Genomic DNA, 24,624 nt, shown 5'->3' on the forward strand with positions numbered 1-24,624 from the left:
CCAAATCCATCCGCGTCGCCGCGAGACTCACCCTCGCAGGCGCCTAACAGGCACCGCAGTCCAAGTCGCACCCCCCCTTATCATTTTGTTGCATTAGAGATACATCCGGCTTTACCTGCTTGCTCGCCAAGCACGCCTATATCAATAATGACCATTGCCGTAAAGCCGATGCTTTGACATCAATACAAAATGAATCCTATGGCAATCGCCTGGCTGAACTGCACATCGCCAGGTTGCTGTCGCCGACCCTTGAGACAAATAACACTCCATGAACTTCCTGCACAATTCCCGCATCGGCACGCGCCTGGCGGTCGGCTTTGCCATTATTCTTGCCTTTTCCATCATTTCCACGATCGCCGGCATACTGGAACTTCGCGGGGTGAAGAAATCCACGGAGCAAATGATGGAGAAACCGCTCGCCAAGGAGCGGATGGCAAGCGAGTGGTATCGCAACACCTTCGGTGCAATCCGTCGAACCAGTGCCATTGTCAAGAGCAGCGATGATTCGCTGGTCGCCTTTTTCAAGGATGACATTCAGGCAACCACGAAGAGTTCGAATGAAATCCAGAAGGCATTCGAAGCCTTGCTGACCAGCGAGGAAGAACGCGCCCTGTACGACAAGATCGGTGAGGTGCGGAAGAAGTATGGCAAATCTCGCGATGCCGCTACCAAAGCCAAGGCGGAGGGCAATGCGGCCGAATCGACGCGCATTCTCGAACAGGAGTATTTGCCCTATTCCCTCGAATATGAAAATCTGCTCAAGGACCTGGTTGCCCATCAACGCAAGAGTATCGACACCAAGGCCATTGAGGTCGAGGAAGCCGCGGACCGCGGCTCCAATCTGATGGCGCTGCTGACCGTGCTGATCGTCGCTTTCGGCGCGGTGTGCTCCTTCATCATTGCGCGCAGCATCACCAGGCCGCTCAACTACGCCGTTGACGTGGCCACAAAGGTGGCCGACGGTGACTTGACGAGCAGGATCGATACGTCTGCAAGGGACGAGATCGGTCAATTGCTGCGAGCACTGCAGACCATGAACTCCAGCCTCCAGGGCATCGTCACCAAGGTGCAGACCGGTACCCGCGCCATTTCGACGGCTTCGGCAGAAATCGCCAGCGGCAACCAGGATCTCTCGTCACGCACCGAGGAGCAAGCGAGCTCGCTGGAGGAAACCGCGTCGTCGATGGAAGAACTGACCTCGACCGTCAGGCAAAACGCCGATAACGCGCGGCAGGCCAATCAACTGGCGACGTCCGCATCCGACGTGGCGGGCAAGGGCGGCCAGGTGGTGTCCCAGGTGATTGACACGATGGCCTCCATCAACGAATCATCGCGCAAGATTGTCGATATCATCAGCGTCATCGACGGCATCGCCTTCCAGACCAATATCCTCGCGCTCAATGCCGCTGTCGAGGCTGCCCGTGCCGGCGAACAGGGGCGCGGCTTTGCGGTAGTCGCATCCGAGGTGCGCACTCTTGCCCAGCGCTCCGCAGCAGCGGCCAAGGAAATCAAGACGCTGATTGACGATTCGGTCGGAAAAGTGGAGGCGGGCAGCGCGCTGGTCGATCAGGCCGGCGTGACGATGGAAGAAGTGGTCGTCAGCGTCAAGCGCGTGAGCGACATCATCAACGAGATCACGTCGGCCAGTCAGGAACAGAGCACCGGCATCGAGGAAATCAATCGGGCCATCAGCCAGATGGATCAAGTCACGCAGCAGAATGCGGCGCTGGTGGAACAGGCCGCTGCCGCAGCAGAATCGATGCAGGATCAGGCAGCCAACCTTACACAGTTGGTTTCCGTGTTCAAGACCGACCACGCGCATAGCGAAGCAATGCCGGCGTTCGCAAGGAATGCCGGCGTTGTGCAGAACGGGCACAAGCGTCATGCGACACCGCAAGTTCCGGCAAAGCGACATGCGGCCGCATTGACCCGCTCAGGCAATGATTGGGAAGAGTTTTAACTTCGCAAAGCCGGCAGGGCTGGCAGCAGACTGAAAGAAAAGCAAGGCCGGCCCCTGTTTCAGGTGCCGGCCTTGCTTTTCAGCCGTCTGAACAGCGTTGATGTATTTTTTAGCTTGCCTCGGTCAAGTTTGACTTGGCTGTGCAGGTTAGAACAGCTATCGAGCGCGAATCGCTTGAACATGAAAACGCCCTTCATTGCATGGGCGGCAATAAAGGGCGTTTCGGCTTGCACGTCAGGGCCGGCTCGGAAGCATCGATGTGCGCGGCGGGCCTTGCCTTTGCCAGAGCAGGCTATTCGGGCTGGATATTCGCCGCCTTGATGACGCGCCCCCAGTGCTCATACTCGGCATGGGAAATCCTGGTCAGATCTTCCGGCGTGCCCGGCGTGACGCTGACGCCCTGCTGGTCCAGCTTGGACTTGACTTCCTCATTGCCCAGCGCTTCATGCAATGCCGCAGCATAGCTGGCCACCATGTCCTTCGGCATGCCTTTCGGCCCCCAGACCGCATACCAGGCGTCGTTGTTGAACGGAGTGATACCGCCTTCCTGCAGCGTTGCGATCTTCGGATAGGAGCGGTCGCGCTCGGCCCGCGTGGCACCGATGATTTTGAGCTTGCCCGAGGCTTCCAGCGGCGCGGCGACGTGCAGCGGCATGATGGCGAGATTGACATGTCCGCCGACCAGATCGGTGAACACGCCCGCCGATCCCTTGTAAGGCACATGCGTGATCGTCGTGCCGGTCTGCGACGCCAGCTGTTCCATGACCAGATGGTGGAACGTTCCCTTGCCGGGCGAGCCGTAGGTCAGCTTGCCGGGATTCTTCTTCAGGTAGGCGATCAGCTCCTTCGCATTGGCCACGGGCAGGGAGGGATGAGCGACGAGGGCGAAATTCGTGCGGCCGATCATGGTGATCGGCTGAAAGCTCTGAATGACGTCGAAGGGCACCTTCTTGTAGAAATAAGGGATGGTCAGCGCTGTCGAAGTGCCGATCATCAGCGTCTGCCCGTCGGGTGCGGCCTTGGCCACGGCATCCATGCCGAGAATGCCGGAAGCGCCGGGCTTGTTGTCGACGATGACCGGCCTGCCGAGGCGCTGTGAAAGTCTGGGATCGAGCAGGCGCGCCATCAGGTCGGGCGTGGTGCCGGGGCTGAAGGGAACGACTATCTTGATCGGGCCGCTGCCGCTGGCTGTTTGTGCGAGGCCGGGCAGTGCGGCGCCCAGCAGCAGGCTGCCGCCCGCGGCTGCAAGCAGCGTGCGGCGTTTCGGGTTGAAGGGATGGTCCATGAGTGTCTCCTCGCTGTCTTTATGAAGTTTGAACTTGAATCGCAGTTCCTGCCGCCTTTCGTTCGGCGGTTCAGTGGTCAGCTGATCTCCGCCGCCCGGCGCACGCTGTTGATCATTGATGAGTTCAGCAGGAAGGCGCGGTGCTTCTCAGGGTTGGCGGCCGTCTGACGCATTTCATCCAGGCGCTGCGCGCGAACGCCGGGATCGCGCTCTTCAAGCAGCTTCTTGTTGCGGATCGTGATGGCTTGCACGTATTCGATATTGGTCAGGCGGCGCTGCCGGTCGTAGAGATCGAGCAGGCCGTCGTCGCTCCTGCCCTCGAGCACCGCGAGCAGCTTGTCCACGAGATTCATTGCATCATGAATGCCGCTGTTGAGCCCCATGCCGCCGAGCGGATTGTTGACGTGCGCGGCGTCGCCGGCCAGCATCACCCGACCGACGCGGAAGGTCTTGGCGACGCGCTGGTGCACGCGGTACACGCTCTTGTAAGGGATGTCGTACTCCATGTCCGGCGAGAGAAAGCCCTGGATGCGGCTTTGCACATAGCGCTCCGACAACACCTCTTCCTCGTCCATTTCCGGCTTGATGGGAAACGCAATCCGGTAGATGCCGGGAGGACCTTCGTGCGGCTGAACGAAGATGGCGCACCATTCATCCGGATCCGCAATATATGCATTGCCGGTGAAGCCCTGCTCGCGCAGGTCATAGGTGGTCGCGAAAACCAGGAAGCGCTCCGGCCAGGTAAAACCCTCGAACTCGACGTCAAGCGTCTTGCGCACGATGCTGCGTGCGCCGTCGGCACCGATCAGGTAGCTGCCGCGGATTTCCATGTCGCCGCCGTCGGACGCGACCTTGACGGTGACGCCGTCGGCATCCTGGGTGAAGCCGGTGCACCGGTGTCCGAACAGCACCCGGGCATTCGAATAACGCGACAAGGCCCTGAAGGCAATTTCCGACAGCTTGTGCTGTTCGCAATGCAGGCGGAATGGATATGGTGTCTGGTCGGCGATCATGCCGAGATCGAACTGCGCGACGACGCCGGTGCGGCGGTCGCGAATCTGCCACTCCGGCACCTTGATGCCTTGCGCCAGGAGTTCGGACCCGATTGACAGACGGTCGAGCATTTCTACGGTCGGCGGATGGAAGGTGCCTGCGCGCAGGTCGTGCGGAATTTCCGTCGCGCATTCGAGAAGCACGACCGGAACGCCTTTTTCCGCCAGGGCGAGGGCAGCGACCAGTCCCACCGGACCGCCGCCTGAAATCACTATCGGTTTCTGTTCCATATATTTATCGAATTGAATGCGAAACGTGGTGCATCCGCAATTGATGTCTTGAATGTCGCTGCAGATGCATGGCCAGTTCCGGAAGACGCTCTAGCGCGCGTCACGCTGCTCGCGCCACAGGCCGAGCGCTTCCTGCACCGGGCGGTCGGAGAAGCTGAACAGCACCGTGTTCTCCTTGACGCGGAATTCATGCGCGACCCAGCTTGGAATGACGAACACATCGTTCGGGCCGGCGTTGAAGGTCTTGTCCTGCGTGGTCACCGTCACGCCGCCCTCGATGACCGCGAAGATGGTGCCTGCGGAGCAGCGGTATGGCGCACTCGCAAACCCGGCGGGAAGCTGCTGGATATAGGCGCCGATGGTCGGCATCGCGGAGCCGCCGGTGAGCGGATTCAGATAGCGCAGCTTGTGGCCGTGGCAGGCGTCGGGCTTTCCGGAAGCTGCCATCGCGGCAAGCGATGCGCCGGCATTCGCATAGGAATAGCTGAACAGGGGCGATGCCTTGTTTGCCGGAGGCTGCCAGTCGATCGGGGCCATGTTGTTCCCATAGCGCAGGGAGCTGTCGCCGGACGGGCGCAGGAAGGCTTGCGCTTCGGTGGTGCCGGACTCGGCGAAGCTGGCATCGAGCATTGCCACCATCGGTACGTCGAGGCCGTCCAGCCAGACCATCGGCTGCCCGGTATGATTGCCGTGATCGTGCCAGGTCCATGACGGCGTGATGATGAAGTCGCCGCGCTTCATCAGCGACTGCTCGCCGTCCACGGTGGTAAAGGCGCCGTCGCCTTCCAGGATGAGCCGCAGCGCCGATTGCGTATGCCGGTGCGCCGGCGCGACCTCGCCGGGCAGGATCATCTGCAGGCCGGCATACAGCGCCGGCGTGATCGCAGCCTTGCCGCGCATGCCGGGATTTTCCAGGATCAGCACGCGCCGCTCGGCTTCCTTTGCGGTGATGAGTTCGCCTGCCTCGTCGAGATAGGCGCGTGCCTTCGCATATTCCCAGTGCGCGGTGCGGCAATCCGACGTCGGCACCTTCGTGACCAGGTTATGCAGTTGTTCCCATAGAGGTGCGTAATCGTCGCGGCCGATCTTTTCGTAGAAGCGCTCGCGCTCGGCGCGCACTTCCGGGGATAGTTGTTTTTCATTCAGCATGAATGCACCTGTCTCCTTCGTTTCTCTCCGTCGTCCGCGCGGTTCAGCGGATGCGTACTTCCATCTCGCCGATCTGTTCGATCCTGGCTGTCATCACATCGCCCGGCTGGATCGATGCCACGCCTTCAGGCGTGCCGGTCATGATCACGTCGCCCGGATAGAGGGTATAGACGTTTGAGGCCACTTCGATCAGCTCGTCGATGCCGGTGATCAGGTCGCGCGTATTGGCGTTCTGGCGCACCTCGCCGTTGACGTGAATCGAGAAGGCAAGCTCGCCCGGGTTCGGAACCTCGTCGGCAGTGACCAGGTAAGGGCCGAGGACCGAATAGGTGTCGGCCGATTTGCGGTAGCTGCGGTCTTCGGTGCCGCGCACCGTCATGTCGAGCCCGATGCAGTAGCCGGCAATCACGCTTCTGGCATCGGCGGCCTTGACGTTCTTGCACTTCTTGCCGATGACCACTGCCAGTTCCACTTCGTGATCGTTGCGGCGGCCGGGGAAATTGATGACGACTCCCTCCGACGGGCCGACGAGGCCGGTGGCGTTTTTCAGGAAGACACCGAATTTTGCGACCGGGCTGGCGAAGCCTTCGTAGCCGGGGTTGTGCACGTTGTTGTGGATCTGCGCATCGGCTGCCGATTCTTCCACATGCAGTTTGTAATTGAGCGGGGCGGCGATGATCTTGGAGGGCGTTGCCACCGGCGACAGCAGCTTGACTTCCTGCAGCGCGAAAGTCCTGGCGTCTTTTTTCGCTGCCAGGATGGCCTCCTGCAGCATCGGCAGGCGCTCGATCAGCAGATCGCCGGGAGCGACAGGCCATTTCAGCGCCGGCAGGGCGTCGAGCACCGCGCTTACGTCATAAACCTTGTCCTGCTCGACCACGCCGAGGCGGTTTTCGTTGAAACGGCAGATACGCATTACATCTCCTTGTTATGTTGCAATTGTCGCGAGTGCTGAAATAAAATGAGCGAACTACAAAAATGAGCGTGCTCTATTTTAGTGTGCGACTTTTTGATCAGTCAACCTGTTTTGATCGGATATTGGCGCCGCGCAAGAAACCCGGGAGGATCCTGCGACCGGGCCTGAATGAAAGAGCGTCGGGCACCGAACGGGTATCATTGCTTTCCAGGACTTCAGTCAACATCGCTGCAGAACAACATGTCAAAACGAGAACAAGCCATGGCGGACGCCCTTGATGCGGAAGACGCGTCGCAGTCCCAGCTGGGGTTGCGCGAGCGCAGCAAGCTCGACAAGAGAAGGCGAATCAAGGCCGCGGCGCGCGCCGTCTTCATCAGCAAGGGTTACGATGCCGCGACGACGAGAGAGATCGCCGCGCAGGCCGATGTCGGCATCGGCACTCTGTTCAACTACGCCAAGGAGAAGCGCGAACTCCTGATGATGATCATCAACGACGACCTCGACGAGATCAATGCGTCGAGCGCCGCCACAGTTGATTTGGACTCGCCGCTGATCGACCAGCTCACCGCGTTTTTCACTGCCCGCTACGCTTACTGGGCGAGCGAGCCGGCGCTGGCGCGGCCGGCGGTGCAGGAGACCTTCGACTTCCTGGGCATCAAGGGCGAGCAGGGGCCTGAAACGGCGCGCTTCTATGCCCGTCGTCCGAAGATAGAAAAACTTCTCGCAGATATCATCGGTCGCCAGCAGGCTGCAGGAAACATCGCCGACGATGTGGAATCCTCACTGATCGCTTCGCTGTTTATGACCATTTACCTGACCGAAGTGCGGCGCTGGCTCAACCAGGCCGATCCCAGGGTCGATGCCGGCATTGCCCGGCTGCGTGAACTGCTGGCGCTGGCGATTCGCGGCATCAAGGTGCCGGAGGCGGCAAAGACGGAAAAGACCGGTAAAGGGCGAGGCGCATGAATTCGCGCACCGGATTGTTCGGGAATTCAAATCACCTGATTCAATATTATTGCTTCTTTTCCTGAAGAGGCTGGTTTACATTCGGTTCGCCGGCACACTGCGGCAGCGGCCAGCTCCGCTCGCATCGACGGTCGGCGACAATGGAAAGACGAGAAAGACGACATAGGCAAGCATGTACAGCATCGATTACGAAGTCCTCAACCAGGCCGCGGCCTGGTTCGCCGCCGGCAAGCAGTGCGAACTCGTCACCGTCATCAAGACCTGGGGTTCCAGCCCGCGTCCCGAAGGCGCCATCATGGCCATGTCCGAAGACGGCGAGGTGATCGGCTCGGTATCGGGCGGCTGCATCGAAGACGATTTGATCGCACGCGTGCGCAGCGAGGGCATCACCAGAACCAGGCCCGAGCTCGTCACCTACGGCATTACCGCCGATGAGGCGCACCGCTTCGGATTGCCCTGCGGCGGCACCATCCAGCTTCTCATCGAACCGCTGGCCGCGCACAGCCGCATCCGGGAACTGCTGGCCCAGCTGCAGCAGCGCCAGCTGGTGATGCGCACCATCGATCTGGCCAGCGGCGAAGCGGTGCTGACGCCGGCTTCTCCCGACATGCAGCTGCGCGTGACCGACGAGGCCATCACCACAATACACGGCCCGCGCTGGCGCCTGATCATCATCGGGGCGGGGCAGCTGTCGGCCTTTCTTGCCACGATTGCGGCGGGCATGGATTACCACGTCACCGTCTGCGATCCGCGGGAAGAATACCGTGCCGGCTGGCAGGTGCCGGGCGTGAGCGTCGTGCATGCGATGCCCGACGATCTCGTGATCGACATGGGCCTCGATGCCCGCAGTGCAGTGGTCGCACTGACCCATGATCCCAAGCTCGACGACCTGGCGATCATGGAAGCGCTTCGTTCGCCGGCTTTCTATGTGGGCGCCATCGGTTCGCGCGTAAACAATGCCAAACGCAGGGAAAGGCTCAAGCTGTTCGACCTGACCGATGAGCAGCTGGAAAAACTGCACGGCCCTATCGGCCTGTACATCGGCAGCAAGACGCCCGCAGAAATCGCCGTCTCGATTCTGGCCGAACTGACTGCGGTGAAGAATGGCGTGGCGATACCGTCGGACATGCGTGTGCAGGACGCCAAAGACAGTGCAGCTGTGCAGGCCACCGGCAGCAGCTGTGCCGTCTGACATGGGGCGATGCTTTCCAGGTATGGTTTCGATATGGCAATAATCCTCGGTGTTTTTGCCGCTTGCAAAGACTTTACCATCCTGTCCAAGATATCAAGCTTCAAGAACAATCCTCCTCCGCAACGCCGCCGGGCACGCCGTACCGAGTCTCGCATTTACGAGTAAGCTTACGAACGGGCCTGCGTTTTACCCGACGCAGTTTCCCGCTTACCCGCCACCCGCAACAGTCGATATGGATCGAAGCCGATTTCATTCGCGCGGGCACGACTCATACAAGGAGTTGACATGGAAGCGAGCGCAGTTCCTGCCGTACTATCGCTGATCGGCAATACCCCGCTGATACCGGTGACCCGTCTGGATACCGGCCCATGCCGGCTGTTCCTCAAACTCGAATCCCAAAACCCCGGCGGCTCCATCAAGGACCGCATCGGCCTGGGCATGATCGAAGCGGCGGAGCGCGAAGGCCTCCTGAAGCCGGGCGGCACCGTGCTGGAAGCAACCGCGGGAAACACCGGCCTCGGCCTGGCGCTGGTTGCCTCCGCCAAGGGTTACCGGATCGTGCTGGTGGTGCCCGACAAGATGTCGACAGAGAAAATATTGCACCTCAAGGCCATGGGGGCGGAAGTGCACGTCACCCGCTCCGATGTCGGCAAGGGCCATCCCGAATACTATCAAGACTATGCCGCGAGACTGGCGCAGGAAATACCCGGCGCCTTCTTCACCGACCAGTTCAACAACCCGAACAATCCGCGTGCGCATGAACTGACGACCGCGCCGGAAATCTGGGAGCAGATGCAGCACCGGGTGGACGCCATCGTCTGCGGTGTCGGCTCGGCCGGCACGATCACCGGAATGACGCGATTCTTCCGCAGCAGGAAGCAGGATGTGGAATTCGTACTGGCGGACCCGAAAGGATCGGTGCTGGCGGAATACGTCGCTACAGGCAGGGTGGCCGACACCAGCGGTTCGTGGGCGGTGGAAGGCATCGGCGAGGATTTCATTCCGGCGATCGCCGACCTGTCCACGGTCAGGCGGGCCTACACCATCAGCGACGAGGAGAGTTTCGGCGCGGCACGCGAACTGGTGCGCGCCGAGGGCATACTCGCCGGTTCATCCACCGGCACGCTGCTCGCCGCGGCCTTGCGCTACTGCCGCGAACAGACCGAGCCCAAGCGCGTGGTGACCTTCGTATGCGACACCGGCACCCGCTATCTCTCCAAGCTCTACAACGACAAGTGGATGTTCGACCAGGGCCTGCTGAAGCGGAAATCCTATGGCGATCTGCGCGACCTGATCGGCCAGCGATTCGACGAGGGCGGCGTGATTACCGTGGACATAACGGATACGCTGATGACGGCGTTCAATCGCATGCGCGCTGCGCAGATATCGCAGGTGCCGGTCATTCATGACGGCAAGGTGGTCGGCATCATCGACGAGTCGGACCTGGTGCTGAAGGTGGCTGCCGATGCGAACCTGTTCCGCAGCCCTGTCGGCGATACCATGACCAGCCAGCTCGAGACGCTGCATCCCGGCGGCAGCCTGGAACAGCTGCGGTCAACGCTGGACCGCGGCCTGACCGCCATCATTGCCGACGAGGCCCGCTTCTATGGCCTCATCACCCGCTCCGACCTTCTCAACCACTTGCGCAGGACGCTATCGTGACCAAGACCACTACGCAGGATCAAATGCAGGATCAAGCGCAAGATCAATCCCGGGCGCGCTTCGCCACCCGGGTCATCCATGCCGGACAGTCGCCCGATCCATCGACCGGGGCCATCATGCCGCCGATCTATGCGACCTCGACCTTCGTCCAGCAGAGTCCCGGCGTGCACAAGGGGCTGGATTACGGACGTTCGCACAATCCGACGCGCTGGGCGCTGGAGCGCTGCGTGGCCGATCTCGAAGGCGGAGTGCAGGGATTCGCTTTCGCGTCGGGGCTCGCGGCGATCGCGACCGTGCTGGAAATCGCCGATGCCGGATCGCACATCATCGCCGGCGACGACATGTACGGCGGCAGCTACCGCCTGTTCGAGCGGGTGCGCAAGCGCAGCGCCGGATTGCAGTTCAGCTATGTCGACTTCACCAATCCTGAAAACCTGCTGGCCGCCCTGCGTCCGGATACGCGCATGGTATGGGTGGAAACGCCGACCAATCCGATGCTGAAGCTCGCCGACCTGCAGGCCATCGGCAGCATCTGCCGCGAGCGCGGCATCATTGCCGTCGCCGACAACACATTCGCGAGCCCGCGCGTGCAGCGTCCGCTTGAATTTGGCTTCGACATCGTCGTCCATTCGACGACCAAGTATCTCAACGGCCATTCCGACATCATCGGCGGCATCGCGGTCGTCGGCGGCGAGGCGCACCAGGCGGCATGGCGGGAACAGCTTGCCTTCCTCCAGAATTCCGTCGGGGCGATCGCCGGGCCGTTCGACAGCTTTCTGGCGCTTCGCGGCGTGAAGACGCTGGCGCTGCGCATGGAGCGCCACTGCCAGAATGCGATGGAGCTTGCGTCATGGCTGGAGGAGCAACCCAGGGTGTCGCGCGTTTATTACCCGGGGCTGGCCTCGCATCCGCAGCATGCGCTTGCACGCAGGCAGATGGACGGCTACGGCGGCATCATTTCCATCGAGCTGAAGACCGATCTCGCCGGCGCGCGCCGTTTTCTCGAGCGCTGCGAAGTCTTTGCGCTTGCCGAAAGCCTGGGCGGCGTGGAGAGCCTGATCGAGCATCCGGCGATCATGACGCATGCGACCATTCCCGACGCGCAGCGTGCGCGGCTCGGCATCAGCGACGCGCTGATCCGGCTGTCGGTAGGGATCGAAGATGCGGAGGACTTGCGCCGGGACCTGGCGAACGCGCTTGCCGCAATATAGGGGCCATGCAGCGGATGCGGCGGTGCGGGCAACAGCATGTACAATCTGCACAATTTATGGAAAGGCAATTGACATGAGCACTGGACCCTACTTCGAACGCCTGGGCGAAGCCTACGCCGTGATAGGCGGCATTCCCGACCAGCAGATCACGCTGGACATCGAGCAGGTCAGCATTGCGCCCGACATGACCAGCATCGGGGTCAGCGGCGGCCGCTACCTGGAGCCGTCCAACTGGGACGGTCTGGTTCTGACGCCGGATATCTGGCTCTCCCTGTGCCCGGCGTATATCGACATCGTCTGGCCGCTCGTGGAGAACCGGGAAGCCTACGGCATCGAGGCGTTCTGGCAGATCGAAGGCCGCTTCACCAGCCGGTTCGAACTCGCGATGGCGCACCTGTTCAACGTGAGCCCGGAGGATGCGGAAGACCTGTTCGGCATGCGAGGCGATGACGAAATGGACGACCGCTCCGACAAGCAGGTGTTCCTGGACAGGATTACCGCATTTTTGCAAGACAATGGACAGGAAGTCACCATCGGCTCGGGTCATGTGGACCAGCATGAAATGCTCGAGCACGGCATAGCGCCTGCCGAAAGCGCACCCGCCGTCAAGACCGGCTTTGCCGCTACTGCCTTGGAAAGCGATATGCCGGGAGCGGAAACGCTCGAGACCGAAGCCTCGGCCACTGCGGTTTCGCCTGTCGTGCATGAGCAGAGCGTCGAGCAAAAAGAAGGCAACTAGGCAAGACAACTGAGCAAAATATCCTCGCCGGCGCCCGGGCCGGCGATTCAAATCCGTCAACACTATCTATATCCGGCCTTGACGGACGCATGACGGAATCATCATTGGGCCATCCGGAATTTCCCCGATTTCGCGCTCCAGGAATCCAGAAATCCAGATTCGGACGGGCTGAAGCCGCAATCCAGCCTCGATTGTGCATGCTGATCGAACAGTGAGTTCACACAGCGCTTGTTTATCCCGCGCACGCCTCTCCCTACAATAACGCCATATCAGTTTCCAGCCCCATGGCGGTCAATCAAGGTAGCAGAGGTTGTTGTGAATCATTACAAGAAAGTTTTCCTGCCGGCGTTCGCGGCATTTGCCTTCGGCCTTGCCGCTTACATTCCCGTCGCCGGCGCGCAGACAGCGCAGTCAGCGCAAACTGTGGCAGAGTCAGCCGAGGCGCCGCAGGTGCTGATCCAGCGTGTCACTCAGGAAGTGCTTGAAATTGCGCGCAATGACAAGGATGTCAAGGCCGGCGATCGAAAGCGCATTCACCAGCTGGTCGAAACCAAGATCCTGCCGCATGTCGACTTCCAGCGCACCACGTCCATGGCCGTCGGCCGCTACTGGCGCGAGGCGTCGCCGCAGCAACAGCAGCAGCTGATCGGCGAGTTCCGGTCTTTGCTGATGCATACCTATGCCGGCGCACTGTCGCAGATCGGTTCACAGAAGCCGGACTTCAAGCCGCAGCGCAGCCATGCCGACGAGTCTGAAGCCGAAGTGCGCTTCCAGGTGTCGCAGGCGCGGGGCGGCGATCCGATGCAGCTCAGCTACCGCCTGTACAAGTCGGCGGACGGCTGGAAGGTTTATGACGTCAACCTGCTCGGCGCATGGCTGATCGAAACCTACAAGGGCAGTTTTGCCGCCGAGATCGGCAAGAGCGGCATCGACGGCCTGATCCGCTCGCTGGCCGAAAAGAACAGGAAACTTGCAGGTGCGCCCGTGCCCAAGGCTTGAGAGCTGGTATGAAAACTGTCGCGAGCGGTTTGAGCCCGGTACGAGGAGCGCACGCGTACGCGAGGTAGGGCGGGCACCGCGGTGCGGCTTCACGCCGCGCAGCGATTTTTCAAACAGCCTCTGAAGGCGGACGGTATTGAATGCGTAACGTGTCTCTCGTTAGTTCCGGATGAACTAACTTACGCCCCCTGCGGTTCCGCCGCAGGGGGCTTTTTTAAATGAATGGCTGTCCCATCAATTTGTCTCACCGCAGACATGGGCGTTAAATCCGTAGTTGACCGAAGAGGCGCATGCCTATTCGGTCAACTCGTGCTGCGCCGAAAGCGCTTGCCGGCTGGTTCGGCGTCTTATATGGCTCGGTGGTTGCGTTATATAAAACCAAGGATACCGATTTTCGGCCAAAGCCATTGCCATCGAAAGCCGCTTTGTGAAGCGCCGGTTTTGAAGATGTATTTCAGCGAGTGATCACCTACGCCTCCGTCTGGATTGCCCGATCAATAAAATTCTCCGCCACCGATGTATCCGCGTTGGACGTATTGGCCGCAGGCGCCTCCTTCTGTGCACCGGCAACGCGGCGTATAGAACCCATGCTGCGTCGGAATTGAAGGCCGGTCAAAGGAGTTTCCGGTCTGCCATCCATAGAGCCTCCGGATATACTGAAGATACGAGGGATACCGGGCCTTGCACTGCTCGTTTTGGGTGTTTCATTGAGAAGCGATTCATCAAAGCGATTCTCGATGAGTTGCTTTATGTAAGCCGTTGATATGTCATGACCCTCACTTGTCATGTCGTACACGCCATCGTATTTCTTGCTGAAGATCTGGGCAGCGACGGCACCTGTGATTCTTTCGACGAGCCGCGTTCCAGGTACGTCGCGCACCTTGTCCTCCTCGAGCACCATGGAAATAACCAGTTTTTTCAACGCATTCACAGGCTCGACCGGGTTTGCGTTTCTCCTGAGATTATCGATGGCGGTATCCCAAGCCTTCTCCGCCAGCGTTTCCTTGAGCCCATCAGGAATCGGAGGCATCTCCAGGTAAGTTATCCTGCTCATCAGCGCTCTTAACGAATCCCGTGAGTTTTCCGGCAACAGGTCGGGAGTCATCGTGGTATTGGACGTCACAATGATATTCAGCTGATTGGGAATGACTGCCTGAAACAGCTCGGGAACTGCCAGCGTTTCCCGGTCCAGCCTCTCCTTCAGGTCCTGAAGGATTTGACACACCGTATCGCTGTTGAATTCATCGCCGAATTCCTCCAAATGGATGATGGCATTCGGCTCACTTGCTATGAGCTTCACAAAGAAGTCTCCCATTCTTTCAAGCAGGGGTTTGTCGCTTCGTATTCCATAGATGCCCTCCCCGTCTTTTTGGCCGAAAATCTGGTCCAGCCGCTTCCCTTTGGCCATGATTTTTATGTAGGGAAGTTCGAGGGCCTTTGCAAGGTTCTTGGCAAGGTGGGTTTTTCCGGTGCCTGGCGAACCTGCAAGGTAGAGCAAGGACGCGCCATTCCCATCCAGTGATTTCTGCCGCACTGTCGCGACATAGTCTGTAAGCCTGGACTGCAGGGTGGGTTCATAACCCGCAACCAGCGCCTTCACATTCTGGTCAATTCGCATTCGTGCCGCCAGGTCGCCGCCGTTTTCCATATGGGACACGTTCTTTGGCGTCTGTGGGATTGCCCGGATCCAGACGTATCGCTCGAGGTCTTCCTTCAACATTTCGATACCCCGCTCCATCGGGGAAAGATTACCTGCGGGCCTCAGCATTTCGTCGAATGTTGCGGCGAATGCTCGATCAAGCTCGTCATTCAGTTTTTGCAATGCCTTCTTGTTCGCTTCGAGGACATGGCTATTCTCAAAAAATTCCTTTTCTTCCTTTCTGAATGCTTCATGAATGTAGCGGAGAATTTTCACCGACATGTCTTTATCGTCTTCCAGATAGGCCTTCTTGCCGGCCGCGATCAGGGCTGGAATAAGGTCCTTCACCAGAGTCGCGGCGGTTGCGCTGATGCCCCCAATCAACGCGCTTCTATCCCCAAAGCTCCAAGAAGGCTGATGGCCTAATCCCGCAGGTGCCGCCTGTCCGCGTGCATTGGATGCTTCCTCTTGCGGCGAGGAGGCGGGATCCAGCATTCGGCTTGCCAGATACACGGCTGTGCTGGTGGCAAGCGTAGTCGCCATCGGAATTCCAGCCTCATGCATGAGGATAGTCAAGATTCTTTTAAGGCGCGGCATGACGTGCTGCTGCGACCGCGCGTACTCCTGGTGAAGAGCCCGCCACCTAGTTGCCGTCGCAACCAGCGAATACGGACGTACCGGCCTTTGGGAAATATCGAGGTGGCCGGAGGATTCCGGTCGAGTGACTTGGGTACTTTCTGAATACGCTTCAGGAGAAATCAAGGACTGCGGCAGCAATGCGTGGGGCGCGCCGGAGACAGATATTGGCATGACTGGGAAATTCCAAAAAAATTGTTAACAAAAGTCGCTGTGCATCCTTATCTTCGTGACGCGAGGCGTCGGTAGATAGCATTGAACCAGACTGATTCAATGAGAGCCTGCTTGAAAAGCTGATGCGCGTCGTGATTCCCGTACTGAGGTACTCGGCCTGCCTCACGCACGTGTGCGCTCCTAGAGGTTCAGGCCGCTCGCTGCCGCTTTCAAACAGCCTCCGGGAGGCATGCGTCATGGGTGACGAATTTTCTTTTCCAGTTCCATTCGATCAGAAAAATTCTGATGGTCCGATTCTTGTTTGGTCCGGATCATTTTCAGTGCTGCCCAGTCTATCGATGGCAAATAGAGTAGCTAGGCGACGTGGCCGGGAAGACTTTCCTGCGGGCGAAGGCGTGTTGACGCGACATGGCAAGCTCGGACCATGGCAAGGTGGGGCCGGCCTCCGCACACGACGCCGTGGCGCAGGCAAGGCGTACGGGATCGACAGTGCAATCAAGCCGAAAGCGCTTGAGTATAAGCGCGTAGGTGGTTGATCGAGATTTTCAGGCCGTGGCAGTCATGAGCGCCCGCGTTCTGCCGTGCCTTTGGCAAGCGAAGCATCCTGGTTCAAGACAGGATGCTTGGGCGCAGAACAGCTTCCGGCGAAAACGATCGGCTCGTCGAAAGGAACATGCTATCCGTGCGACTCGCCGACTGGGTTCTGGCACCCAAGCGCGGTCCTCATCCAGTGCAAAGCCCGCCTTGTTCAGGCGGCAGGCCGGCGCCGGTGAAAGACCATCGGGCTGTACGGCACGGCCGACGGCGGCGGCGAGTTCAGGATGCCCGGCTTCATCGCGCCCACCACGTGCATCTCGCAAGGCTTGCAGTCGAAGCGCAGCGTATAGCGCTCGTTGCCGCTGACCAGCGTCATCGGTTCCGCCTTGACCTGGCCCTGCACGCCTTGCACGCCCTTGGCCTGCTTGGGGCAGAGGTTGAATGAAAAGCGCAGGCAGTGCTTGGTGATCATCAGCGACACTTCGCCCGGCTCTTCATGGGCTTCGTAGGCGGCATCGATCAGCTGCACGCCGTGCTTGTGGTAGAAGGCGCGCGCCTTTTCATTGTAAACATTGGCCAGGTAGGAAAGCTGCGTCTCGGGATAGGCCGGGCGCGGCTCCGCGGGCGCCTTGCGCGGCGGACGCTCCCAGGCGGCGAGACGGGCGGCTTCATGCGAGGCGATGGCATCGCGCCGCAGCGCGTTGATGGCTGCTGCCGGCACGAACCAGGGCTGCGACAGCGACAGCTCAACCTCGGCCGCTTCGAACATGGTGTTGCCGAGCTTGCCGAGGCTGGCTCGCAAGCCGGACTCCGCCTGCGCTGCCTGCTGCGCAGGCTGCAGCGCCATCACGGAATCGGTCGCGCTGACGATGCCGTCCTCGTCCGTAATCGACAGGCGCAAGCCGTCGCGATTCTCATTCTCGGACAGGGTCAGCCGAAGCGATACCTTGCGTTCCGCCGATTTCTTCTGCAAGGCGCCTTCCCACTGGTGATCGCGGTTGCGATGAATGACGATGCCGGCTTTCAGCCCGGGCAGGGCGGCCAGGCTTTCATTGGGATAGATGCGCCAGCGCTGGCCTTCCTCATCCTCGCCCAGTTTCTCCACCTTGTTTGCAAGGATGCCGACGGTGGTGCGCTTGTTCATGTAATTGAGACCGTCGCCGTTGGCCAGCGGCGCATTCGCCAGCAGGTCGAAATACTCGTTCCCGATCCGGCTGACCGTACCCACTTCCACTCCCACATACTTCGGCGAATCGAATGCGCCGATGTCGCCCTGGCGTCCCTGCGCGAAATAGTCGGTGTGGCCGCGGTGGAAGTTCTTGTCGACGTCGGGAGCAAACATCAGGCGCGTGCGACCGCTGGAAGCGCGTGAAAACTCCGGCCGGCGCTCCAGGATCTCGTCGAGCAGCTGGCGGTAGTGGCCGGTGATGTTCTTCACATAGCCCATGTCCTTGTAACGGCCCTCGATCTTGAACGAACGGATGCCGGCGTCGATCAGCGCTTCCAGGTTGCGGCTCTGGTCATTGTCCTTCATCGACAGCAGGTGCTTTTCATAGGCCACCACGCGCCCCTGACCGTCGGTGAGCGTGTAGGGCAGGCGGCAGGCCTGCGAGCAGTCGCCGCGGTTGGCGCTGCGGCCGGTATCGGCGTGCGAGATGTAGCATTGCCCGGAAAACGCCACGCACAGTGCGCCGTGGATGAAGTATTCGAGCGGCGTGTCGACTTCCTCGCGAATCTTTCTGATCTGGTCCAGGGTGAGTTCCCGTGCCAGCACCAGCTGGGAGAAGCCGACCGCGCCTAAGAAGCGCGCCTTGTCGACGGTGCGGATATCGCATTGCGTGCTGGCATGCAGCTGGATGGGCGGCAGGTCCATTTCCACCAGGCCCATGTCCTGCACGATGAGCGCATCGACGCCCGCATCGTAGAGCTGCCAGATCTGCTTGCGCGCCGTTTCCAGTTCGGCATCGTGCATGATGGTATTCATGGTCACGAAGATGCGGGCGCGGTAGTGGTGCGCAAATTCCACCAAGGCGGAAATATCCTCCAGCGAATTGCTGGCGTTGTGGCGCGCGCCGAACGCAGGACCTCCGATATAGACAGCGTCCGCGCCGTGCAGGATGGCTTCGCGGCCGATCTCGGCGGTCTTGGCGGGGGACAACAATTCGAGCTGGTGGGCAAGGAGCGACATGGTGAAATCCGATCAGGCGGCAGCGGCTGCAGGGGAAGGCGGAGATTATAGCCAATGCAGGATGCTTGGGCCGGAATCGACGTTAAAACTGCAGGAGCAGGTGCGACTATGTCAGTCAGAAAGATTGCATGAAATGCAATGGCGTTTCAGTACGGCTGCTTCGCACGGTTGAGCCGCCGTGCCGGAGCAGCCAAGGATGACATTCAGCTAAATACGATTTCGTCGAACAAACCGATCTGCACGATGCAGTCGGCCGCTTCCGTATCGATGTCCGACGGGTCGCCTTCCTCGACGGCGGCGCTGATGATTTCCCGGATGGCTTCCGGCACTTCGGCATCGCCTCCGACGATGCGTTCGATGGCATCGGCCACGCCCTGCAGATCGAGCGTGCCGCCCTGCGCAGGGTCCTTGGAAGCAAGAAATGTGGCCGATGTGTAGAGCGGCGCATCGTCGTCGTCGGCATCCGAATCATGTTCGACATAGTCGGTCAGGTCGAAGTCGCGGACGCCTTCGTTGCCCTGGCGGTCGTCGGCCGCTTCGCCGCTGGCGTCGGCCCAGTAGGAGCTGCCGCCTTCGACCGCCAGTTCGAGGACATGCGAGAGAAATTCGGCGCTCAACTCGTAGGAGGCGCCGTCGATGGTGATCGTCGTTCGTGTTTTCATTGATTGGCTCCGTAAGTATGGCCGCCGGCGGCCGGACCGGTTGCGGAGCCGGCCGGGTCAGCTCTTCGTGGAATTGCCCGCCGCCTTCTGCGCCGGCGTGATCGTCCAGTAGTAGAGCGTCTTGCCGCCGATGCGTTCCTCCCTTTCCGGCGGCCATTCGGCGCCCATGTCGAAATCGTGGGAAACGACACGGGTGCCGACCTTCAGCTGCTTCCAGAGCATGGGCCGGATCTTGCGGTTGACTTCGGGCAGCAGGTACAGCGTCACCACGGTGGCTTTCGACACGTCGGCCTTGAACAGGTCGCCCACCATGAATTCCACCTGGCTTTCGACGCCGGCTGTCTTTGCATTCGCCTTGGCTTCCTCGATGCGCACGGGATTGAGGTCGATGCCGACGCCGGTCGCGCCGCGATCTTTCGCCGCGGTAATGACGATGCGGCCGTCGCCGCAGCCGAGGTCGTACAGCACGTCATTCTTTCCGACCTTCGCCAGGTCCAGCATGCGGTTGACGATGTTTTTCGGCGTCGGCACATATGGCACGTCGAGCTTGGGCGTGGTCTGCGCTTGCGCCTGCGCCCCTGCGATGCCCAGGGCCCAGAACAATGCAAACAGGAACAGTCCGGGCAGGCGGATGCGGATTCTGATACGGGGTTGCGATTCCATGGCATTACTCCTTGCTGGCTTGAGGTGGGAGGCGGCGCTGGGAAGGATTCGGATGCAGCACATGCATCAGGCCCAGGAGCACGAAGCCGGCGAGCAGGACCGCCACGCCGATCCAGGCGGCATTGAGCCCGCCCAGTTCCTGGCTGTACACATAGGACAGGCTGGACCACAGCATGAAGGCGCTGGTGGCGCAGAAACACAATGGCAGCAGCGGATAGAAAGGCACGCGGAAGGGCCGTTCGGCATGCGGGTCGCGGATGCGCAGCACGATCAGGGACAGGCCCGAGAGCAGGAAGAACAGCCAGAAGACCGGCGCGGTGAATTCCACCATGGCCTTGAAGCCGCTGCCGATCATCGCGCCCAGCCCAAGCAGGCACAGCGCCGCAAGGCCCTGCACCAGCATCGCCGTAGCCGGGCTGTCGCGGCGCGCATCCCAGACGGCGAGCCTGCCGAGCACCGGCCAGTCGCAAGCCAGCGCATAGCTGGTGCGCGCGCCGACGATCATGGTGGCATTGATGGAAGTCACCGACGATACCACTACCAGCAGAGCAATGAAGGCCTGTCCGACGGGGCCGAGGGTGGATTGCATCATGTCAGCCGCGACCGCATCCGACCTGGCCATCGCGCCGATGCCAAGCCCCTTCCAGAATGCCCAGTTCACCATCACGTACAGCAGGGTGATGACGATGATGGACAGCGAAAGGGCTTTTACCATGTTGCGGCGCGCATCCTTGATTTCGGCGCTGATATAGGCCGCTTCGTTCCAGCCGCCGTAGGTCAGCAGCACGAACACCATGGCCAGGCCAAAGGAAGTGCCCGAGGGCGGTGCTGCGGGCAAGGCCGGCTCCGGTGCGCCGCCGCGCATGGCAAGCGCGGCGGCGACGATGACCAGCAGGCCGAGGATTTCCAGTACCGTCAGCCAGGTCTGCATGGACGCGCCGGCGCGGATGCCCAGCAGGTTGATGCCGGTCAGCACCACGACGGCCGCCGCAGCATAGAGTACCGGACCCCATTCCTTGCCGGCAAATTCGAGCGGCAGCAGGCGGTGCAGGTAATCGCCGAACACGAAGGCGAGCAGCGCGATGGAGCCGGTGGTGATGACGGAAAGACGGGCCCAGCCGAACAGGAAGGCGACCGAGCGGCCATAGGCGCGGTTGAGGAAATGGTAGTCGCCGCCGGCATGCGAATAGGCAGTCGTCAATTCCGCATAGCAAAGGGCGCCGATCAGCGAGATGACGCCGCCGAAGACCCAGGCGGCAAACATCCATTCGGTGCTGCCGGTCATGCCCGCCACCATCGAGGGCGACTTGAAGATGCCGGCACCGACGACCACGCCGACGATCAGTGCGACCGCTTGGGGAAGGCCGAGCGTCGGTCGCGGGAGAGCGGCGGCGGAGGCGGTCGAAACAGATGCGCGCGCACTGTCTGGCATGTCGTACCCCGGTTCGGCAGGCTGACACGGGGAAGACTGGCCATGGACCGCGCTCATCTCCTGCCGCAGCTGCGCCTGACTTGAATGGAAAGGAGCCGATACCCGTACCGCCGGTGAGCGCAGCACAAGATTTGTACCAGCCGCTGGTTAATCTCGTTGCGAGACAAAGCCGGGGAAAAGGTTCGCTGCCCGGATGCAGGACATGACATGGATCACAAGTTGGTGAAGCGGGGAAATTTTCAGAGGAAGAACGTTGCCCGCCAGGGCCGTTCAGTTTCGCGGGCCAAGCCGGGCTGCACTTTTCCGGCTGGAACAGCAATGTCATTCCGGTAAGCGCCTGCGCAGCGCCAGCCGCCTCAGGTAAAGCTCGCCTATACTTGCTCCGGTCGCAACTTTACGGCTCCGCACGCACATTGAATGCCGCTGCGTCGATGGAGCTCATAGCAAGATGATTCAACTCAGCCAGATCAGATGCTTCGTCATGGTGGCGCAGGAGCTGAACTTCGGCCGTGCCGCCGAACGCCTGAACATGACCCAGCCGCCGCTCAGCCGGCAGATACAGCAGCTGGAAAAGACGCTCGGCCTGCGCCTGCTCGACCGCGACCGGCGCGGGGTGCTGCTGACCGAGGCCGGCAGTGCCTTTCTTCCGGAAGCGATTCACCTGCTCAAGTCCGGCGAGGCGGCGGTCGATGCGGCGCAGCGAGCCTTTCGCGGCGACGCCGGCCGTGTTGCCATCGGCCACAGCGTCAGCTATGCATTCGTGCCGGATCTGGTCACGGCAGCCTCGGTGCGCCTGCCGAACGTCCGGATCGAGCTGGAGGAATTGCTGGTCGACGAGCAGCTGGACCGGCTGCGCGGCGGCAGCCTCGATCTGGCGCTGATTCCGATGGCGCCCGATCTGCCCGACCTCTCATCCATGCCGGTGCTGCGGGAACCCTTTCTCGCGGCATTGCCGTCAGCACACCGGCTGGCGAAGGATACCCGGCGCTGCGATGTCCGCCTGCAGGACTTCGAAGGCGAGCCGTTCATCATGTACCCGCCGGGCGCCGAAGGTCACCATCACCAGCTGCTGAGCGCGATGTTCGCCGCTCACGGCGTGGCGCCGCGCCATGTGCAGTTCATCCGTCATCTGCATTCCATCCTCGCTCTGGTCAACCTCGGCGCGGGACTTGCGCTCGTGCCGGCCTCCGCCGCCCGAATGGCTTATCCCGAGGTGGTTTTCAGGCCGCTGGCGCCGGAACCTTCTGAAGCCTGTCCGATAGCGGAACTTCACCTGGTCTGGCGCAGCGCCGATGAAAAGGACAATCCGGTGGTCAACGAAATGCGCAGGTTCATCCTGTCGCAGGCGAAGACATAGGCAGATCAAGAATCAGTTCGCGCAGCCGTTCAATGTGGTGTGCGGCTGACCTGCCGCCCGAAGGCCAGGCGAGGTAAAGCTCCGACACGATGGGTACCGGAAGATCGATCGGCCGGAATGCCACGCCTGCAAAACGGGCGGCGGAGACTTCCTGCGGCAGCAGCGCAAGACCGAGTCCGCTGCCGACCAGCGACAGGATGGTGTGGGTCTTCTGCACATGCTGCATGTAGCGCGGCGCGATGCCGGCGGTATGGAAGGCAGCGGTGGTCAGTTCGTAGAAATAGCCGCCTTGGCCGGGGCTGTACATGATGAAGGGCTGCTCATGCAGGTCGCCGATGACGAGGCGGGTTTTCGAGGCGAGGGGATGCGCCGCGGGAATGGCTGCCACTACCGGCTCCCGAATCACGCGGTGCGCATGCAGCCCCGCGAACTGCGCCGGTGCGCGCACGACGGCAAGGTCAAGCCTTCCCGCATGCAGCGCGGCGAGCGCTTCGGGCGTCGACATTTCATGCAGGATCATTTCGACGCCCGGCAGCTCGCGCGACACCGTCGCCATCACGCGCGGCAGAAAGTCGAAACCCGCCGAAGGCACGTAGCCGATCATGGCGATCGCTCCGGCAGTACCGGTTGCACTGCGGCGGGCAAGCGATTCCGTGGCGTCGGCCAGGTCGAGCAGATGCACCGCCTTGGGCAGGAAGGCGCGGCCGGCGGCGGTGAGTGCCACCGCATTCTGCCTGCGCTCGAACAGGATGACGCCGAGTTCCCATTCCAGCTGCTGTATTGCGCGGCTGAGCGGCGGCTGCGTCATGTTCAGGCGCTCGGCGGCGCGGCCGAAGTGCAGCTCCCTGGCCAATTCGACGAAGCATTGGACTTGATTGAGCTGCAGCATGAATGATGAATGGTTCGGGCCTGTTAGTACATCGTTGGTACTTGACTATTGGGATGCGCTCCCATTCATCCGACGGAAGAGACGAATGGGAAAAGGTCCGTGGGCCTCGCATGCGTAAGGCCCACATCTTATCTCAGCGGGGCGTTTCCCACTGCTTCAGCAGCTCGCCGAGGCGATCGAGATCCTGCGGCGAGAGCGGCCAGGTGGCCGGCGGACGCGCCGCGCCGCAATCCTGACCCATCAGCTGCAGCGCCGCCTTCACCACGCTCACGTTGGAGCCGTTGCGCTCCTGCGCGCGCAGCGCTTCGAAATCGGCCATGCTGCGGATCAGCGTGCGCGCGGCAGTGTAATCGCCGCGCTCGAGCGCGCCATGGATCTGCATCGAGAGTTCGGGGAAGACATTGATCAGCCCCGAGGTGAAGCCGCGCGCACCGACCGCATACAGCGGCGGCGCCCAGGTTTCGGCCAGACCGCCCACCCAGGCGATGTCGCGGTCGGCGACGCGATCCATGACTTCCGCCAGCTGCAGCGGCGTAGGCGATGCCCACTTGACGCCGACAACTTCCGGAATCCGGCACAGCTGTTCGATCACGGCATTGCCGACGGTGGCGTCGCGCAGATACAGCACCAGCGGCAGGCCTTCCGCCGCGTCGGCGATGCGCCTGAGGTAGGCCGCGATGCCGCTGGGCGCGACGAAGGGGTCCGGCAGCTGGTGCACCATCAGCGCGGCGGCTCCCGCCTTGCGGGAGGCCTTGGCGAGCGCGCAGGCTTCGTGGACGCTGCGTCCGACGCCGCCCACCAGCGGAATGCGGCCGTCGATGTGCTCGGCCGCGGCATGGATCATGTGTTCGGCTTCGGCGGCAGTGAGGCCGTAGAACTCGCTGGTATTGCCGTTTGCCACCAGGATATGGACACCGGCATTGACGGCGCGGTCGACGACGGGTTTGAGGCGCTGCGGCGCGATCTGATCCTGCGCGTCGAAGGGCGTGACCAGGATGCCGGAAATGCCGTTGAGGGATTGCCTCAGGGAAGTGTAAGTGCTTGTCGGGTTCATGTTTATCAAAATTAAGGGTTCACGTCCGGGT

General features: G+C 61.2%; 21 protein-coding genes. 9 read left to right on the forward strand and 12 right to left on the reverse strand.

What is annotated here, in order from left to right:
* Positions 1-268: 268 nt before the first annotated feature.
* Positions 269-1,960 carry a methyl-accepting chemotaxis protein gene (locus tag IGW03_RS11435; RefSeq protein WP_194722688.1) on the forward strand — a complete coding sequence of 564 codons (1,692 nt, stop codon included), beginning with the start codon at positions 269-271 and terminating at the stop codon, positions 1,958-1,960.
* Positions 1,961-2,019: 59 nt separating this feature from the next.
* On the opposite strand, the gene IGW03_RS11440 is transcribed toward IGW03_RS11435, so the two are convergent.
* The 5 genes from IGW03_RS11440 to IGW03_RS11460 form a co-directional block, all read right to left on the reverse strand.
* On the reverse strand, positions 2,020-2,193 hold the full coding sequence (locus IGW03_RS11440; protein ID WP_194722689.1) for a hypothetical protein: 174 nt from the start codon (positions 2,191-2,193) through the stop codon (positions 2,020-2,022).
* Between the two features lie 59 nt (positions 2,194-2,252).
* Positions 2,253-3,245: a Bug family tripartite tricarboxylate transporter substrate binding protein gene (locus tag IGW03_RS11445; RefSeq protein ID WP_194722690.1), complete on the reverse strand. Its 993-nt coding sequence runs from the start codon at positions 3,243-3,245 to the stop codon at positions 2,253-2,255.
* A gap of 77 nt (positions 3,246-3,322) precedes the next feature.
* Positions 3,323-4,528, reverse strand: a complete 1,206-nt coding sequence (locus IGW03_RS11450; protein WP_194722691.1) for an FAD-dependent oxidoreductase — start codon at positions 4,526-4,528, stop codon at positions 3,323-3,325.
* A gap of 90 nt (positions 4,529-4,618) precedes the next feature.
* A complete protein-coding gene (gene gtdA / locus IGW03_RS11455; protein ID WP_194722692.1) occupies positions 4,619-5,677 on the reverse strand; it encodes a gentisate 1,2-dioxygenase in 1,059 nt (352 codons plus the stop codon).
* A 43-nt stretch (positions 5,678-5,720) separates the two neighbouring features.
* Complete coding sequence (locus IGW03_RS11460; protein ID WP_194722693.1) at positions 5,721-6,593, reverse strand: fumarylacetoacetate hydrolase family protein; 873 nt, start codon at positions 6,591-6,593, stop codon at positions 5,721-5,723.
* A gap of 240 nt (positions 6,594-6,833) precedes the next feature.
* Here IGW03_RS11460 and IGW03_RS11465 point away from each other — a divergent pair, with 240 nt between their 5' ends.
* The 6 genes from IGW03_RS11465 (at position 6,834) to IGW03_RS11490 (ending at position 13,362) form a co-directional block, all read left to right on the forward strand.
* Positions 6,834-7,559, forward strand: coding sequence for a TetR/AcrR family transcriptional regulator (locus IGW03_RS11465; RefSeq protein WP_194722694.1), 726 nt, complete (start codon positions 6,834-6,836; stop codon positions 7,557-7,559).
* Positions 7,560-7,731: 172 nt separating this feature from the next.
* Positions 7,732-8,751: an XdhC family protein gene (locus tag IGW03_RS11470; RefSeq protein WP_194722695.1), complete on the forward strand. Its 1,020-nt coding sequence runs from the start codon at positions 7,732-7,734 to the stop codon at positions 8,749-8,751.
* Between the two features lie 285 nt (positions 8,752-9,036).
* A complete protein-coding gene (locus IGW03_RS11475; RefSeq protein WP_194722696.1) occupies positions 9,037-10,413 on the forward strand; it encodes a pyridoxal-phosphate dependent enzyme in 1,377 nt (458 codons plus the stop codon).
* Between the two features lie 23 nt (positions 10,414-10,436).
* Complete coding sequence (locus IGW03_RS11480) at positions 10,437-11,624, forward strand: trans-sulfuration enzyme family protein (protein ID WP_194722786.1); 1,188 nt, start codon at positions 10,437-10,439, stop codon at positions 11,622-11,624.
* A 73-nt stretch (positions 11,625-11,697) separates the two neighbouring features.
* Positions 11,698-12,363: a hypothetical protein gene (locus IGW03_RS11485; RefSeq protein ID WP_194722697.1), complete on the forward strand. Its 666-nt coding sequence runs from the start codon at positions 11,698-11,700 to the stop codon at positions 12,361-12,363.
* A 315-nt stretch (positions 12,364-12,678) separates the two neighbouring features.
* Entirely contained in the window at positions 12,679-13,362 is a 684-nt protein-coding gene (locus IGW03_RS11490) for an MlaC/ttg2D family ABC transporter substrate-binding protein (RefSeq protein WP_323744958.1), read from the forward strand.
* 469 nt (positions 13,363-13,831) lie between these two features.
* Here IGW03_RS11490 and IGW03_RS11495 read toward each other — a convergent pair whose 3' ends face one another.
* Both IGW03_RS11495 and IGW03_RS11500 read right to left on the reverse strand, forming a co-directional pair.
* On the reverse strand, positions 13,832-15,811 hold the full coding sequence (locus tag IGW03_RS11495; RefSeq protein WP_194722698.1) for an AAA family ATPase: 1,980 nt from the start codon (positions 15,809-15,811) through the stop codon (positions 13,832-13,834).
* Between the two features lie 748 nt (positions 15,812-16,559).
* Positions 16,560-18,536: a peptidase U32 family protein gene (locus IGW03_RS11500; protein WP_194722699.1), complete on the reverse strand. Its 1,977-nt coding sequence runs from the start codon at positions 18,534-18,536 to the stop codon at positions 16,560-16,562.
* Between IGW03_RS11500 and IGW03_RS11505 the strand changes: the two genes are divergently transcribed.
* Positions 18,535-18,708 carry a hypothetical protein gene (locus IGW03_RS11505; protein WP_194722700.1) on the forward strand — a complete coding sequence of 58 codons (174 nt, stop codon included), beginning with the start codon at positions 18,535-18,537 and terminating at the stop codon, positions 18,706-18,708. The genes IGW03_RS11500 and IGW03_RS11505 overlap by 2 nt on opposite strands.
* A 31-nt stretch (positions 18,709-18,739) precedes the next feature.
* Here the strand turns inward: IGW03_RS11505 and IGW03_RS11510 are convergent, their stop codons facing one another.
* Genes IGW03_RS11510 through IGW03_RS11520 form a run of 3 tightly spaced genes read right to left on the reverse strand, consistent with a single transcriptional unit; the run spans position 18,740 to position 21,293 of the window.
* Positions 18,740-19,198 (reverse strand): hypothetical protein, encoded by a 459-nt coding sequence (locus IGW03_RS11510; protein WP_194722701.1) that lies wholly within the window; start codon positions 19,196-19,198, stop codon positions 18,740-18,742.
* A 57-nt stretch (positions 19,199-19,255) separates the two neighbouring features.
* Positions 19,256-19,861, reverse strand: coding sequence for an SAM-dependent methyltransferase (locus IGW03_RS11515; RefSeq protein WP_194722702.1), 606 nt, complete (start codon positions 19,859-19,861; stop codon positions 19,256-19,258).
* A gap of 4 nt (positions 19,862-19,865) precedes the next feature.
* Positions 19,866-21,293 carry an APC family permease gene (locus IGW03_RS11520; protein WP_194722703.1) on the reverse strand — a complete coding sequence of 476 codons (1,428 nt, stop codon included), beginning with the start codon at positions 21,291-21,293 and terminating at the stop codon, positions 19,866-19,868.
* A 448-nt stretch (positions 21,294-21,741) separates the two neighbouring features.
* Between IGW03_RS11520 and IGW03_RS11525 the strand changes: the two genes are divergently transcribed.
* Complete coding sequence (locus IGW03_RS11525) at positions 21,742-22,650, forward strand: LysR family transcriptional regulator (RefSeq protein WP_194722704.1); 909 nt, start codon at positions 21,742-21,744, stop codon at positions 22,648-22,650.
* Here the strand turns inward: IGW03_RS11525 and IGW03_RS11530 are convergent.
* A complete protein-coding gene (locus tag IGW03_RS11530; RefSeq protein ID WP_194722705.1) occupies positions 22,625-23,539 on the reverse strand; it encodes a LysR family transcriptional regulator in 915 nt (304 codons plus the stop codon). The genes IGW03_RS11525 and IGW03_RS11530 overlap by 26 nt on opposite strands.
* Before the next feature lie 133 nt (positions 23,540-23,672).
* Positions 23,673-24,593: a dihydrodipicolinate synthase family protein gene (locus tag IGW03_RS11535; RefSeq protein ID WP_194722706.1), complete on the reverse strand. Its 921-nt coding sequence runs from the start codon at positions 24,591-24,593 to the stop codon at positions 23,673-23,675.
* Positions 24,594-24,624: the final 31 nt, after the last annotated feature.

It is taken from the genome of Noviherbaspirillum malthae (genome assembly GCF_015352985.1).
Lineage (GTDB): Bacteria > Pseudomonadota > Gammaproteobacteria > Burkholderiales > Burkholderiaceae_D > Noviherbaspirillum > Noviherbaspirillum malthae.

Bases quoted from the DNA above. Each gene is read 5' to 3' on its own strand.
- IGW03_RS11435 (WP_194722688.1), top strand. From the start codon at position 269: ATGAACTTCCTGCACAATTCCCGCATCGGCACGCGCCTGGCGGTCGGC.
- IGW03_RS11445 (WP_194722690.1), bottom strand. From the start codon at position 3,245: ATGGACCATCCCTTCAACCCGAAACGCCGCACGCTGCTTGCAGCCGCG.
- IGW03_RS11450 (WP_194722691.1), bottom strand. From the start codon at position 4,528: ATGGAACAGAAACCGATAGTGATTTCAGGCGGCGGTCCGGTGGGACTG.
- gtdA (WP_194722692.1), bottom strand. From the start codon at position 5,677: ATGCTGAATGAAAAACAACTATCCCCGGAAGTGCGCGCCGAGCGCGAG.
- IGW03_RS11460 (WP_194722693.1), bottom strand. From the start codon at position 6,593: ATGCGTATCTGCCGTTTCAACGAAAACCGCCTCGGCGTGGTCGAGCAG.
- IGW03_RS11465 (WP_194722694.1), top strand. From the start codon at position 6,834: ATGTCAAAACGAGAACAAGCCATGGCGGACGCCCTTGATGCGGAAGAC.
- IGW03_RS11470 (WP_194722695.1), top strand. From the start codon at position 7,732: ATGTACAGCATCGATTACGAAGTCCTCAACCAGGCCGCGGCCTGGTTC.
- IGW03_RS11475 (WP_194722696.1), top strand. From the start codon at position 9,037: ATGGAAGCGAGCGCAGTTCCTGCCGTACTATCGCTGATCGGCAATACC.
- IGW03_RS11480 (WP_194722786.1), top strand. From the start codon at position 10,437: ATGCAGGATCAAGCGCAAGATCAATCCCGGGCGCGCTTCGCCACCCGG.
- IGW03_RS11485 (WP_194722697.1), top strand. From the start codon at position 11,698: ATGAGCACTGGACCCTACTTCGAACGCCTGGGCGAAGCCTACGCCGTG.
- IGW03_RS11495 (WP_194722698.1), bottom strand. From the start codon at position 15,811: ATGCCAATATCTGTCTCCGGCGCGCCCCACGCATTGCTGCCGCAGTCC.
- IGW03_RS11505 (WP_194722700.1), top strand. From the start codon at position 18,535: ATGGTGAAATCCGATCAGGCGGCAGCGGCTGCAGGGGAAGGCGGAGAT.
- IGW03_RS11500 (WP_194722699.1), bottom strand. From the start codon at position 18,536: ATGTCGCTCCTTGCCCACCAGCTCGAATTGTTGTCCCCCGCCAAGACC.
- IGW03_RS11510 (WP_194722701.1), bottom strand. From the start codon at position 19,198: ATGAAAACACGAACGACGATCACCATCGACGGCGCCTCCTACGAGTTG.
- IGW03_RS11515 (WP_194722702.1), bottom strand. From the start codon at position 19,861: ATGGAATCGCAACCCCGTATCAGAATCCGCATCCGCCTGCCCGGACTG.
- IGW03_RS11520 (WP_194722703.1), bottom strand. From the start codon at position 21,293: ATGCCAGACAGTGCGCGCGCATCTGTTTCGACCGCCTCCGCCGCCGCT.
- IGW03_RS11525 (WP_194722704.1), top strand. From the start codon at position 21,742: ATGATTCAACTCAGCCAGATCAGATGCTTCGTCATGGTGGCGCAGGAG.
- IGW03_RS11530 (WP_194722705.1), bottom strand. From the start codon at position 23,539: ATGCTGCAGCTCAATCAAGTCCAATGCTTCGTCGAATTGGCCAGGGAG.
- IGW03_RS11535 (WP_194722706.1), bottom strand. From the start codon at position 24,593: ATGAACCCGACAAGCACTTACACTTCCCTGAGGCAATCCCTCAACGGC.